The sequence below is a fragment of the Halobacillus sp. ABA4_118 genome (assembly GCF_056160205.1).
On the sequence record NZ_JBSWWS010000001.1, the window covers coordinates 1,590,581 to 1,604,952 of the forward strand.

At 49.1% G+C, this 14,372-nt stretch carries 12 protein-coding genes and 1 rRNA gene; all 13 read left to right on the plus strand.

Features of this window, described 5'->3' with window-relative positions:
- Positions 1-60: 60 nt before the first annotated feature.
- The 13 genes from ACXAGL_RS07770 to ACXAGL_RS07830 all read left to right on the plus strand — a co-directional run bounded on the left by ACXAGL_RS07770 (position 61) and on the right by ACXAGL_RS07830 (position 14,230).
- The gene (locus ACXAGL_RS07770; protein WP_474970212.1) at positions 61-798 is read left to right on the plus strand and encodes a VWA domain-containing protein; all 738 of its coding nucleotides are present in this window, start codon (positions 61-63) and stop codon (positions 796-798) included.
- Complete coding sequence (locus ACXAGL_RS07775; protein ID WP_474990725.1) at positions 779-1,702, plus strand: serine/threonine protein kinase; 924 nt, start codon at positions 779-781, stop codon at positions 1,700-1,702. The genes ACXAGL_RS07770 and ACXAGL_RS07775 overlap by 20 nt, the downstream gene beginning before the upstream one ends.
- Before the next feature lie 73 nt (positions 1,703-1,775).
- Entirely contained in the window at positions 1,776-3,173 is a 1,398-nt protein-coding gene (tilS, locus tag ACXAGL_RS07780; protein WP_474990727.1) for a tRNA lysidine(34) synthetase TilS, read from the plus strand.
- An 11-nt stretch (positions 3,174-3,184) separates the two neighbouring features.
- Positions 3,185-3,724, plus strand: a complete 540-nt coding sequence (gene hpt, locus ACXAGL_RS07785; protein WP_027953463.1) for a hypoxanthine phosphoribosyltransferase — start codon at positions 3,185-3,187, stop codon at positions 3,722-3,724.
- Between the two features lie 117 nt (positions 3,725-3,841).
- Positions 3,842-5,872, plus strand: coding sequence for an ATP-dependent zinc metalloprotease FtsH (gene ftsH / locus ACXAGL_RS07790; protein ID WP_474990730.1), 2,031 nt, complete (start codon positions 3,842-3,844; stop codon positions 5,870-5,872).
- A gap of 118 nt (positions 5,873-5,990) precedes the next feature.
- The gene (locus tag ACXAGL_RS07795) at positions 5,991-6,782 is read left to right on the plus strand and encodes a type III pantothenate kinase (protein ID WP_474970216.1); all 792 of its coding nucleotides are present in this window, start codon (positions 5,991-5,993) and stop codon (positions 6,780-6,782) included.
- Between the two features lie 6 nt (positions 6,783-6,788).
- A complete protein-coding gene (hslO, locus tag ACXAGL_RS07800; protein ID WP_474990732.1) occupies positions 6,789-7,670 on the plus strand; it encodes an Hsp33 family molecular chaperone HslO in 882 nt (293 codons plus the stop codon).
- A 154-nt stretch (positions 7,671-7,824) separates the two neighbouring features.
- On the plus strand, positions 7,825-8,757 hold the full coding sequence (gene cysK / locus ACXAGL_RS07805; RefSeq protein ID WP_474990734.1) for a cysteine synthase A: 933 nt from the start codon (positions 7,825-7,827) through the stop codon (positions 8,755-8,757).
- A gap of 121 nt (positions 8,758-8,878) precedes the next feature.
- Positions 8,879-9,712 (plus strand): dihydropteroate synthase, encoded by an 834-nt coding sequence (gene folP / locus ACXAGL_RS07810; protein WP_474970218.1) that lies wholly within the window; start codon positions 8,879-8,881, stop codon positions 9,710-9,712.
- On the plus strand, positions 9,705-10,073 hold the full coding sequence (gene folB / locus ACXAGL_RS07815) for a dihydroneopterin aldolase (protein WP_474970219.1): 369 nt from the start codon (positions 9,705-9,707) through the stop codon (positions 10,071-10,073). Before folP ends, folB begins: the two co-directional genes overlap by 8 nt.
- Positions 10,066-10,563: a 2-amino-4-hydroxy-6-hydroxymethyldihydropteridine diphosphokinase gene (gene folK, locus ACXAGL_RS07820; RefSeq protein ID WP_474990736.1), complete on the plus strand. Its 498-nt coding sequence runs from the start codon at positions 10,066-10,068 to the stop codon at positions 10,561-10,563. Before folB ends, folK begins: the two co-directional genes overlap by 8 nt.
- 180 nt (positions 10,564-10,743) lie before the next feature.
- On the plus strand, positions 10,744-12,234 hold the full coding sequence (gene lysS / locus ACXAGL_RS07825; RefSeq protein ID WP_474970465.1) for a lysine--tRNA ligase: 1,491 nt from the start codon (positions 10,744-10,746) through the stop codon (positions 12,232-12,234).
- Between the two features lie 431 nt (positions 12,235-12,665).
- Positions 12,666-14,230 (plus strand): 16S ribosomal RNA (locus ACXAGL_RS07830).
- The last annotated feature ends 142 nt before the right edge of the window (positions 14,231-14,372 follow it).

The following is a 14,372-nucleotide window of genomic DNA, read 5'->3' on the forward strand; positions in this document are numbered from 1 at the left end:
CGTATAGAACCCCTCCTTTTCGGCGAAGATGGAAGCAACGAAACAGGAGGGAGCATCATTATGAAAACAGGGCGACTGAAGCAGATACTTTTGTTAACCGATGGATGTTCAAATCACGGGGAGGACCCTGCCACAGTGGCGGCACTGGCAAGAAGCCAGGGGATAACGGTGAACGTGATTGGTGTTCTCGACGACCGGCAGAACAGCAGGCCGCAGGGGCTTGATGAAGTAGAGGCGATTGCCGAGGCAGGCGGGGGCATCAGTCAAATCGTGTATCAAAAAAGTCTGTCCCAGACCGTGCAGATGGTGACAAAACAGGCGATGACCCAGACGATACAGGGAATCGTCAATAAAGAGCTGCAGGAGATTCTGGGAAAAAATCAATCGCTGGAGGAACTTCCTCCTGAGCAGCGGGGAGAAGTTGTGGAAGTCGTTGATGAGCTTGGGGAAAGCAGTGCTCTGGAGGTGCTTGTACTCGTGGACGTGAGTGCAAGCATGCATCATAAGCTTCCTACAGTGAAAGATGCTCTTTTTGATTTGTCCTTAAGCCTCAATGCACGATCAGGGTCCAATCAGTTCAGTGTCTACACCTTCCCGGATCCGAAACATACGATCCTGCAGATGGTGGACTGGACGCCCGAACTGGGAGCGGTCAATCGTTTGTTTTCTAAATTGAACAGCGGCGGCTATACACCGACAGGACCTGCACTTCGAGAGGCGCTGTATGCTTTTGCTGCCAAATCAGCCCCTTCCCGCCTGGAAGATGGAGAAGATCCTTATGAAGAAACAGGCTGGTAACTTCTCACCGGGCCATCAGGTCCTCGGCAGGTGGAACAAGAACCCTTACATCATCATGGAAAAACTCGGTTCAGGAGCGTGCGGCACCGTTTATAAATGCCGCTCGACACGGGGGGAGACGTATGCGCTCAAAATGGGAACCGACAGCTCCAGAATGATGCTTGAGGTGAACATGCTAAAGAAATTCAGCAAGGTCCAAGGGGAAAAACTTGGGCCTTCTTTTGTTGATGTGGATGACTACCGGATGTCCGGGGGGCATCAGCTGCCTTTTTATGTGATGGAATACATAGAAGGAAAGCCCCTGCCTCAGTTTTTGGCGGGGAAGTCGAAAGAATGGATCGGTATTTGCGCAGCTCAAATTCTGGGTGATATCGCCAAACTTCACAAAGCCGGCTACGTGTTCGGCGATTTGAAAACAGACAACCTGCTCGTGTCCGGTTCGCGGGTCCGGCTTATTGACGTCGGAGGTGTGACAGCAGCGGGCAGGGCGATAAAGGAATACACGGAGTTCTATGACCGCGGGTACTGGGGGATGGGTTCCAGGAAGGCCGAACCTTCCTATGATCTATTCGCGCTTACGATGATTATGCTGGAAACCGCAGGGGCGGGGCGTTTTGAAAGGGGGCCTTCCCCGAGAAAGATGCTCGAACAGAAACTGGCAGCTTCTTCTGTACTCAAACCATACCGGACAATCATCCAAAACGGCTGGAAGGGAAAGTACAAGGATGCGTCGGAAATGGAAAGAGATATGGCAGGTGTACTGCTGCACAAAACACCGCCTCCAACACGTGTCCATTTCCGCGCAGATCAGAAGAAAAAGACCACCGATTCCGGGGAGTTAACGGCCATCACCTTATTTTCCGTTCTGCTTATGGGAGGGTCCCTCCTTACTTTTTTCTTGTAACAGCTATTCTTTTGCAGATGGTGAGAAGAGTGATACGATAGGGGAAGATAGAGATAGACAGGAGGAACGTCTGATGGATCACGTTGTCCATTCGTTCATCTCAAAACATCAGTTAATTCAGCCGGGACAGACTGTCCTTGCTGCTGTATCCGGAGGGCCGGATTCAACAGCTCTTCTCCATATGCTGACCCAGCTGAGAGAAAAGGTTCCGTTTCACCTCACAGCTGTGTCCGTGGATCACGGCCTGCGGGGAGAAGAAGCGCGGGAGGATCTGACCTTTGTTCAGATGCTGGCGGATCAGTGGGGTGTCGAATTTTATGGAACCTCTGTCGATACAGGTTCGTATAAGGAATCATCGGGAAAAGGGACACAGGAAGCGGCCCGCGATCTCCGTTATCGTTTCTTTGAAGAGCAGATGTATGCCCGGCAGGCGGATGTCCTCGTCATGGGGCATCACGGAGACGATCAGGCAGAAACACTCATGATGCAGATGGTCCGTTCCGCCAGGCCCGAAGCGGTCCGGGGAATCCCTTTGCGTCGGCCGTTTGCCTGCGGTGAAATCGTACGGCCGCTGCTATGTGTCTCCAAGGAACAGCTTCTCCATTATATGAATGACCGTTCTCTTCCAAGCCGCCATGATCCCTCTAATGACCGGACGGATTACACGCGCAACGCATTCCGTCACAGGGTGATGCCTTTTTTGAAGGAGCAGAATCCCCGGCTTCATGAGCATGTGCAGGCATTCAGTGAAAGGGCAGCGGAAGAGCGTTCCTACATAAACGAACAGGCTCAGAAGGTGTTGGAATGTGTTCATTTTTTGGAGGATGTTGAGAAATTCGTACAATTTTCCAAACAAACTTTCAAAACATTTCCGCTTGCTTTACAAAGGACGGCCTTTCATCTAATATTGAACTATCTGTATGTGAAGCAAAACGAAGACATTTCCTATCTTCATGAAGAAATGTTCATGGACCTGTTAAGGGACGAGAAACCGAACCGCTCCCTTGATTTTCCCGGAGGGTTGAAAGTGGTCCGCGCTTACGATGAGATCACCTTCACATTTGCGGATGAAGACGAGGATCCGTCCTTTCGTTTCATGCTGCACCCCGGGTCTTCTGTCTCCCTTCCGGATGGTTCGTCCATGGAAGCGGAATGGAGCTGGTCGCCGGAAGAGCCTGATGCCTTCACCTATGTATGTGAGGACTATCACGTAAACCTTCCGCTCATCGTCCGCTCCAGACAGCCTGGAGACCGTATGGAAGTCAGAGGGATGAAGGGGTCAAAAAAAGTAAAAGATATTTTTATTGATCAGAAAATCCCTGCCCGCACCCGCGGGATACTGCCGGTCGTTACCGATCAGACAGGGGAAATCCTCTGGCTTGGCGGACTGAAGAAAGGCGGCAGGCAGGGAGGCAGGTCCTCAACAGGTCCATGGCTTCGGTTACATTATAAAAACAAAGCAGACGCGTAGGAGGAGCAATCATGCACAACGAAATTGAAAAGGTCTTGATTTCCGAAGAGGAGATCCAGCAGAAATGCAAAGAGATGGGAGCCCGTTTATCCGAGGAGTATAAGGATCGATTTCCTTTGGCTATCGGAGTGCTGAAAGGGGCAACTCCTTTTATGACAGACCTTTTGAAACGGATGGAGACGCATTTGGAAATGGACTTTATGGATGTGTCCAGCTATCACGGTGGAATGGAATCCTCCGGTGAGGTCAAGATTGTCAAGGACCTTGATACAAAAGTAGAGGGCCGGGATATCCTGATCATTGAAGACATTATTGACAGTGGCCGCACGCTTGCCTATCTTGTCGACTTGTTTAAATATAGAAAGGCGAATTCGATTAAGATCGTCACTCTTCTTGATAAACCGACGGGACGCAACGCTGATGTAATAGCAGACGTTGTCGGCTTTGAAGTACCGGATGAGTTCGTTGTCGGGTATGGTCTGGATTATCAGGAGAAGTATCGGAATCTTCCTTATGTAGGGGTGTTGAAACCTGAAGTATATGGCGGATAGTCCCAGATACTCCGTAAGTGGTTTCAAACGGTTCGTTTCAAGGGTAATTAGTTGTGTCGTCCGATTTTGTTATGGTAGTATTTACTATAGTTTTTCTCGTTTGGGAGGAGGTAGGCAATGAACCGGATCTTTCGTAATACCATATTTTACTTACTTATCTTCCTCGTTGTTATCGGCGTGGTCGGTTTATTCCGAGGTCAAGGTGATCCGCAGCAAGAGTTAAATGTAAATCAGTTTTACGATAAATTAAACAGCGGTGCCATCGAAGAGATGACAATTCAGCCTGTTAATGGAGTGATTCGAATCACTGGTCAGCTGGAGGGTGCAGAAGAAGGGGAGGAAGCCTTCACCGCACAGATTACAGCGAACGACCAGACACTATCCAACATTACAGAAACGGCTCAGGAGCAGTCGATTTTAAATGTTGAACAGGAAGAGCAGCCGAGCGCATGGGTGACATTCCTGACATCCATTATTCCGTTTGTCATTATCTTCATTCTCTTCTTCTTCCTGCTTAACCAGGCTCAGGGCGGCGGAAGCCGTGTCATGAACTTCGGTAAGAGCAAGGCGAAGATGTACACCGAAGAGAAGAAAAAAGTACGTTTTAAAGACGTCGCTGGTGCAGATGAAGAGAAGCAGGAGCTTGTGGAAGTAGTTGACTTCCTTAAAGACCCGCGCAAATTCTCTGCTGTTGGTGCACGTATTCCAAAAGGTGTCCTGCTGGTAGGGCCGCCGGGTACAGGTAAAACATTGCTGGCCCGTGCCGTTGCCGGAGAAGCGGGAGTTCCGTTCTTCTCCATCAGTGGTTCGGACTTCGTTGAAATGTTTGTCGGTGTCGGGGCTTCCCGTGTCCGCGACCTGTTTGAAAATGCGAAGAAGAATGCCCCTGGTATCATCTTTATCGATGAGATCGATGCTGTTGGACGTCAGCGTGGCGCAGGCCTTGGCGGCGGTCACGATGAGCGTGAGCAGACATTGAACCAGCTTCTTGTTGAGATGGACGGTTTTGGAGTCAATGAAGGAATCATCATCATTGCTGCGACCAACAGACCGGACATTCTTGACCCGGCCCTTCTTCGTCCCGGCCGTTTTGACAGACAGATTACTGTCGATCGCCCGGATGTTAAAGGCCGTGAAGCTGTTCTCGCCGTTCATGCGAAGAACAAGCCGCTGTCTGAAAATGTCGATTTGAAGACGATTGCTCTTCGTACACCAGGATTCTCCGGCGCAGACTTGGAGAACCTGTTGAACGAATCCGCACTTGTAGCTGCCCGTGGAGACAAGAAAAATGTCGACATGGATGATGTTGATGAAGCCATCGACCGGGTTATTGCAGGACCGGCTAAGAAGAGCCGTGTCATTTCCAAGAAAGAGCGCGACATCGTGGCCAACCACGAAAGTGGACATACGGTTATCGGTATGGTGCTTGATGATGCGGACATGGTTCATAAAGTAACGATCGTCCCACGAGGTCAGGCCGGCGGTTATGCGGTCATGCTTCCGAAAGAAGACCGCTACTTTATGACAAAACCTGAACTTTTCGACAAAATTACAGGTCTTCTGGGCGGCCGTGTAGCTGAAGAAATCATCTTCGGTGAAGTAAGTACCGGTGCCCACAACGACTTCCAGCGTGCGACAAGTATTGCACGCAAGATGGTTACCGAGTACGGCATGAGTGAAAAACTTGGACCGCTTCAGTTCGGTTCCAATTCCGGAGGTCAGGTCTTCCTGGGCCGTGACATCCAGAACGAACAGAACTACAGTGACCAGATCGCTTACGAAATCGATCAGGAAGTGAAGAACTTTATCCAGTACTGTTATGATCGCGCGAAGACGATTCTGACAGAAAACAGAGATAAATTAGAGCTGATTGCCAAAACATTGCTGGAAGTAGAAACTCTGGATGCTACTCAAATCCGTTCCTTGTTTGATAAAGGACGTCTTCCAACAGATGAAGAGCTTGAAGCCCTTGCTAGAGAACACAACGCTAAAATCAAGAACAATACTTCTTCCGGAAGTGACGAAGATGTACGCGTAAACATCCAATCCAAAGATGAAGAAGTCTCTGAAGAGGAACAGGAAACTGAAGATTCCTCAACAAATAAAGAAGAAGAGAGCGGATCAGATTCCGAAGATCGTCGTTCTTAATTCAACGAAAAAACCACACCAGCTCCGGCGGTGTGGTTTTTCGTGTTTCATTACAGCAGACGGTTCGGCTCTTGTGGTATGATGGTAGCCGAAGGAAATGACACAGGAGGCTTTTTGTATGAATTTTGTCCTTGATGTGGGAAATACCAATACTGTCTTAGGTGTGTTTGAAAATGGTGCGTTAAAGTATCAATGGCGTATTAAGACAGATCGACATAAAACAGAAGATGAGTTCGGAATGCTGATCAAATCCCTTTTTGATCATGAAGGTCTGGCCTTTGAAGATATGGACGGGGTCATCATCTCTTCCGTAGTTCCGCCCATAATGTTTGCACTTGACCGTATGTCTCGTTATTATTTTAAAAAGCAGCCCATGATTATCGGAGAGAATAATGTCGACCATGGTCTGCCCATGAAATATCCGAACCCTGACGAAATAGGGGCGGACAGGGTAGTGAATGCTGTCGGAGCCATTGATGAGTACCCGCTTCCTTTGGTCATTATTGATTTCGGAACAGCCACAACCTACTGCTACATCAATGCAGAAGGCGAGTATCTGGGAGGTGCCATTGCGCCTGGAGTCAACATATCCATGGAAGCCCTCTATGCCAAAGCAGCTAAACTGCCGAAGATTGAAATTAAAAGTCCGGAACATGTCATCGGACAAAGTACTGTAGAAGCGATGCAGTCCGGAGCGTTTTACGGATACGTCGGACAAGTGGATGAAGTCGTACGAAGGATGAAGGAAACTTCCGACCGTACGCCGACGGTCATTGCTACCGGAGGCTTAGCGAACTTAATTGCCGGCCAGTCCAGGACCATTGATCATGTAGATCCCTATCTTACATTGAAGGGGCTGCATAAGATATATCAGCGCAACAAAGAGAAAAAAGCATTTAAAGGAGAATGATGATTCATGTCAGATTATTTAGTGCGGGCGATGGCCTTTGATGGACAAGTGAGAGCGTACGCTGTTCAGTCCACCAACACCGTCGAAGAAGCAAGACGCAGGCAGGATACGTGGGCGACAACATCAGCCGCTCTGGGTAGAACCTTGACGATCAGCTCTATGATGGGAGCTATGCTTAAAGGAGATGACAAAATCACAGTGAAGGTTGAAGGCGGCGGCCCGGTGGGTGCCATTGTCGTGGATGCCAACGCTAATGGGGAAGTTCGCGGCTATGCGAAGAATCCTCATGTTGATTTCGAGTCCAATGCCCAAGGAAAGCTGGACGTATCACGTGCGGTCGGTACGTCCGGGACATTGAGCATTGTGAAGGATCTTGGGATGAGGGATCATTTTACCGGCCAGGTACCGATTGTGTCCGGAGAAATCAGTGAGGACTTCACTTATTATTTCGCGAACTCTGAACAGGTCCCTTCCGCTGTAGGGGCGGGTGTGCTCGTGGATACAGATCACAGCATCCTTGCTTCCGGGGGCTTTATCATTCAAATGATGCCGGGCGCTGACGACAAGACGACGACAGAAATTGAGAAACGTCTCTCTGATATGCGCCCTATTTCCGCGCTTGTACAGGAAGGAAAAACACCAGAGCAGATTCTTCATACCGTTCTAGGGGAAGAAAATGTCCAGTTGTTGGACACAAAGCCTGTGAATTTCCAATGCCATTGTTCACGCGAACGGGTCGAGATGGCCATTTCCAGTCTTGGTGATGAGGAAATTGAACGCATGATTGAAGAGGATAACGGTGCGGAAGCGAAGTGTCACTTCTGCAACGAAGATTATCAATTCTCTGCGCATGATCTGGAAGAACTGAAATCTCAGAGCACCAGCTGATTTTTTTCATCAACAGCAGCCGATAAGGATATAAATAAAAGACGGGACTTTCGTTCCGTCTTTTTCTATTCTTTCAGCATGAATTGTTTGACAATTGTAGTGGATTTCAGTAAGTTAAAGTTAAATCCTATTTAAATACTTGGTTTTAGGAGTGATGGTGTTGAGAATCGTTAATAACGTAAGTGAACTTGTAGGACAGACTCCGCTGGTAAAACTGAACGGCAGTGCTGACGCAGACAGTGCAGACATTTACCTTAAACTGGAGTACATGAATCCAGGGAGTTCCGTTAAGGATCGTATTGCCCTGTCCATGGTGGAAGAAGCGGAAAAAGACGGCCGATTGAACGAGGGCGACACGATTGTGGAACCAACGAGTGGAAACACGGGGATTGGTCTGGCTATGATTGCTGCAGCCAAAGGCTATAAAGCGATTCTCGTCATGCCGGATACGATGAGTCAGGAACGTCGGAACCTTCTGCGTGCCTACGGGGCGGAACTGGTTCTTACACCGGGAAGCGATGGTATGAAGGGAGCGATTAAGAAGGCGGCTGAGCTTCATGAAAAGCATGGCTACTTCATGCCTCAGCAGTTTAACAATGAAGCGAACCCTCTCATCCACGAAAAGACCACAGGACCTGAAATCATCGAGCAGATGGGTGATCAATTGGATGCTTTTGTTGCTGGTATTGGCACAGGGGGAACAATTACCGGTGCTGGAAAAGTGCTGAAGGAAAAGTACCCTGACATGAAGGTCTATGCAATTGAACCGGAAGAATCCCCGGTATTATCCGGCGGAAATCCCGGCCCTCACAAAATCCAGGGGATCGGTGCCGGCTTTGTGCCAGGAATCCTGAACACAGAAATCTACGATGAAGTCGTAACGGTTTCAAAGGAAGACTCCTTTACGGCTGCCCGCGAAGCAGCGCGTAAAGACGGAATCCTTGGAGGGATTTCTTCCGGTTCAGCGATCCACGTAGCGAAACAAGTGGCTAAGCAGCTTGGAAAAGGTAAAAAAGTGGTAGCGGTCATCCCTAGTAATGGAGAAAGATATCTATCCACTCCTCTTTACCAATTTGATGAAGAATAAAGCCTGACGCACTCCTTTTAGCAGGGGGTGCGTTTTTTCGTAGGACAGGAATTCCTGTCATGATAGAACTTATGAAATGTTGTAAGATAGGGGAAGAGTAATAAAGAAATGAGGGAAATACATGTCCTTATACTTACACACGCGCGTAAAAACCTATGATTTAACGGAACAGACGCTCGTTATGGGCATTTTAAACGTCACTCCTGATTCCTTTTCGGATGGCGGGCTGTACACAGATGTTGACAGGGCTGTCCAACAGGCTGAAGCTATGGTGGAGGCAGGAGCCCACATCATTGACATTGGTGGTGAATCAACCCGTCCAGGCCATGACCCTGTACCGGCGGATGAGGAGTTGAAAAGAGTTCTTCCAGCGATAGAGGCGGTGAGTCAGGCGGTCGATGTACCCATCTCCATTGATACGTACAAGTCGGAAGTGGCTGACCGGGCAGTCCAGCATGGCGCCTCCATCATTAACGATGTTTGGGGAGCTGTAAAGGATCCAGCTATAGCTGATGTCGCTGCCCGGCATGACGTTCCACTTGTTTTGACCCACAACCGGAACGATCGGAATTACACTTCGTTAATCGATGATATTAAAAAGGATCTGACGGAAATGGTGAGCCGTGTGAAGGCGCGGGGAGTGAAGGATGAGCAGATCATCCTTGATCCGGGTATCGGTTTTGCCAAGAGCCAGCAGGATAACCTAGTCGTCATGCGTCACCTGAGCGACCTTCGTGACCTCGGTTACCCGGTTCTTCTCGGTACTTCAAGGAAATCTTTTATCGGTACAGTGCTGGATCTTCCTAAAGAGGAACGAATGGAAGGGACAGGCGCAACGGTGTGCTACGGGGTGGCCCAGGGAGTGGAAATGGTAAGGGTGCACGATGTGGGTCCCATGGTCCGTATGACGAAAATGATGGATGCTATGATTGGAAAGGGTGGAGGAATTGGATAAAATCTACGTTAATCAAATGGAATTCTGGGGCTATCACGGCCTTTTTCCGGAAGAAAACAAACTGGGGCAGCGTTTTTATGTAGACCTTGAATTGGAGCTGGACTTAAAACCGGCCTCCCAATCTGACGATATGACAAAGTCTATTGATTATGGGGCGATTTATGAAACAACCAAAAAGATTGTAGAGGGGAAGGCCTATAAGCTTGTGGAGTCTGTAGCTGAGCAGATATCCGGAGAGTTGTTCTCCTCCTTCCCGCTGTTAGAAGGGTGCCTTGTAAAAGTATTCAAACCGGACCCGCCCATTCCCGGCCATTATCAATCCGTAGCAATTGAGATATACCGGAGCCGGTCTGATGAATAAAGCTTATATCGCACTCGGCTCCAACCTCGCTGAAAGGGAACAGTACCTTCGTGATGCCATTGCTTTACTGGATGAAAATGAAGCCGTTCAAGTAGAGGGGAGATCGGGGGTATATGAAACGAGTCCTGTGGGTTATACAGATCAGGGGGATTTCCTGAATATGGTGATCATCGTGGAGACATCCCTTCCTCCTGAAGATCTGTTGGCGGCCTGTCAGGCGATTGAAGAAGGGCTGGGAAGAAAAAGATTGGTGAAATGGGGGCCGCGGACTATTGATCTCGACATTCTTTTGTATAACGAAGAAAACAGAGCAGCTGCCGACTTGACGATTCCTCACCCCCACATGCATGAACGGGCGTTTGTTATCGTCCCTCTGGCCGATGTAGATCCACAGGCCTACCTTCCCCATCTGCAGAAGAAGGCGGTCGAACTGCTTCATGAACTTCCCGATGCAGAAAGGGAGAGCGTCACGTTATGGGGGCACCTGTGAAGAGAAAGCCGTGAAGCAGCAAGGGCATCAGCCGGGAAAGCTGAGGTTCCCGTGAGCGTTGACACACCCATAAGACTTTTTTATACTAAACCATAGTTAGATGCTGCCAGTCCTTTGCTGGCAGTTTTTGTTATTGTGGCGGCACAGTACAAGGAAAAGATGAGGAATGGAGTGATAGCAGTGTCAGAAGAACTGAATGAATATATGCAGGTGCGCAGAGACAAAATGAATGCTCACCGTGAGCAAGGTCTGGATCCGTTCGGCGACCGTTTCGACCGGACCCACTATGCGGATCAGTTAAAAGAACAATACGATACCTATACAAAAGAAGAATTGGAAGAAAAGCAGTTCCCGGCGACCGTAGCTGGACGAATCATGACCAAGCGTGGGAAAGGGAAAGCCGGCTTCGCGCACATCCAGGATGTCACAGGGCAGATCCAGTTGTACGTCCGTAAAGATGAAATCGGCGAAGAAGCTTATGACAATCTCTTTAAAACAGCAGACCTGGGGGATATTGTCGGAGTAACCGGAGTGATGTTCAAAACAAACGTCGGAGAACTTTCTGTAAAAGCGGAGGAATTCCAGCTGCTTACGAAATCCCTGCGCCCGTTACCTGAAAAGTTCCACGGACTCCAAGATGTAGAACAGCGCTATCGACAGCGTTATCTTGACTTGATTACGAACCCTGACAGCAGGGACACGTTTGTTCTGCGCAGTAAAATCATTCAATCCATGCGCCGTTACCTGGACGGTTTAGGTTTCCTTGAAGTGGAGACACCATTAATGCACGGCATTCCGGGAGGAGCTTCCGCCCGTCCGTTCATTACCCATCACAACGCTCTTGATATGCAGTTGTACATGCGTATAGCCATCGAGCTACACTTGAAGCGTCTCATTGTAGGCGGCATGGAGAAGGTATACGAGATCGGACGTGTCTTCCGTAACGAAGGCGTATCTACGCGTCACAACCCTGAATTTACGATGATTGAATTGTATGAAGCGTATGCGGATTATAAAGACATTATGGCCTTGACGGAAAACATGGTCGCTCATATCGCTAAAGAGGTGCTGGGTACGACAACGGTCATGTATGACGATCAGGAGATTAACCTGGAACCAAACTGGGCCCGCCTGCATATGGTGGATGCAATCAAGGAATATACAGGCGTTGATTTTTGGAAGCACATGAGTAATGATGAAGCTAAAGCTCTTGCTGAAGAACATGGCATTGAAATTAAAGACACAATGACATTCGGTCATATTGTCAACGAGTTCTTTGAGCAGCGTGTCGAGGAAAAGCTCGTCCAGCCGACCTTTATTTATGGACATCCAATAGAGATCTCTCCACTTGCCAAAAAGAATCCTGAAGATGAACGCTTCACGGACCGCTTTGAATTATTCATCGTTGGACGCGAACATGCCAATGCGTTTTCTGAGTTGAATGATCCGATCGATCAGCGCGAACGGTTCGAAGCTCAGCTTAAAGAGCGTGAAGAAGGTAATGATGAAGCCCACATGATGGATGAGGACTTCCTGGAAGCTCTTGAGTATGGTATGCCGCCGACCGGTGGATTGGGCATCGGCGTGGACCGCCTCGTTATGCTGTTAACCAATTCAGCCTCTATCCGTGACGTCCTGCTGTTCCCGCAAATGCGACATCGCGAATCCTGATCCAGCTATCCTCCGCCGGTTATAAAGGCGGGGGATTTCTTTTTACAATAAAATGATAAGATATTTTAAAAAAACTATTGCGTTGGATTCATATCCGTGATAAATTATTACTTGTCGCTTTAAGAGAGCGGCGCGATGTTGAAAAACATCAAAACGAATCATGAAAAAAGTCGTTGACACAAACGGCTTCCCATGATAAATTAGTATTTGTCGCCAAAAACGACAGCGAAACGCTTTCTCAACTTAATGAAAAAAGTTGTTGACATGAAAAGCAACACATGTTAAGATGATTAAGTCGCTGTTTTCAAACGGCCGACAACATTTGATCTTTGAAAACTGAACGAACCAACCAGTACGTCAAAACATTTCTTCTTTAATGAAGAAATTTGAAACAAGCACATTCGGTGTGCAAATGAGCAAGTCAAACTACTTTTATGGAGAGTTTGATCCTGGCTCAGGACGAACGCTGGCGGCGTGCCTAATACATGCAAGTCGAGCGCGGGAAGCGAGCGGATCCCTTCGGGGTGAAGCTCGTGGAACGAGCGGCGGACGGGTGAGTAACACGTGGGCAACCTGCCTGTAAGATCGGAATAACCCCGGGAAACCGGGGCTAATGCCGGGTAATACTTTTCTTCGCATGAAGATAAGTTGAAAGATGGCTTCTCGCTATCACTTACAGATGGGCCCGCGGCGCATTAGCTAGTTGGTGAGGTAACGGCTCACCAAGGCAACGATGCGTAGCCGACCTGAGAGGGTGATCGGCCACACTGGGACTGAGACACGGCCCAGACTCCTACGGGAGGCAGCAGTAGGGAATCTTCCGCAATGGACGAAAGTCTGACGGAGCAACGCCGCGTGAACGATGAAGGTCTTCGGATCGTAAAGTTCTGTTGTCAGGGAAGAACAAGTACCGTGCGAATAGAGCGGTACCTTGACGGTACCTGACGAGGAAGCCCCGGCTAACTACGTGCCAGCAGCCGCGGTAATACGTAGGGGGCAAGCGTTGTCCGGAATTATTGGGCGTAAAGCGCGCGCAGGCGGTTCCTTAAGTCTGATGTGAAAGCCCACGGCTCAACCGTGGAGGGTCATTGGAAACTGGGGAACTTGAGGACAGAAGAGGAGAGTGGAATTCCACGTGTAGCGGTGAAATGCGTAGATATGTGGAGGAACACCAGTGGCGAAGGCGACTCTCTGGTCTGTTTCTGACGCTGAGGTGCGAAAGCGTGGGTAGCAAACAGGATTAGATACCCTGGTAGTCCACGCCGTAAACGATGAGTGCTAGGTGTTAGGGGGCTTCCACCCCTTAGTGCTGAAGTTAACGCATTAAGCACTCCGCCTGGGGAGTACGGCCGCAAGGCTGAAACTCAAAGGAATTGACGGGGGCCCGCACAAGCGGTGGAGCATGTGGTTTAATTCGAAGCAACGCGAAGAACCTTACCAGGTCTTGACATCCTTGGACCTCCCTAGAGATAGGGATTTCCCTTCGGGGACCAAGTGACAGGTGGTGCATGGTTGTCGTCAGCTCGTGTCGTGAGATGTTGGGTTAAGTCCCGCAACGAGCGCAACCCCTAATCTTAGTTGCCAGCATTCAGTTGGGCACTCTAAGGTGACTGCCGGTGACAAACCGGAGGAAGGCGGGGATGACGTCAAATCATCATGCCCCTTATGACCTGGGCTACACACGTGCTACAATGGATGGTACAAAGGGCAGCGAAGCCGCGAGGTGTAGCAAATCCCATAAAACCATTCTCAGTTCGGATTGCAGGCTGCAACTCGCCTGCATGAAGCCGGAATCGCTAGTAATCGCGGATCAGCATGCCGCGGTGAATACGTTCCCGGGCCTTGTACACACCGCCCGTCACACCACGAGAGTTGGCAACACCCGAAGTCGGTGAGGTAACCTTTTTGGAGCCAGCCGCCGAAGGTGGGGCCAATGATTGGGGTGAAGTCGTAACAAGGTAGCCGTATCGGAAGGTGCGGCTGGATCACCTCCTTTCTAAGGATATTACGGAAACGTACTGTGTTGGTTGTTCAGTTTTGAGAGATCAAAGCATCTTTCAAATTTGTGAACCTTGAAAACTGGATAAGGAATTATGACTCATCTAGCGATGAGATCATGATGACAAGACATCTAATTG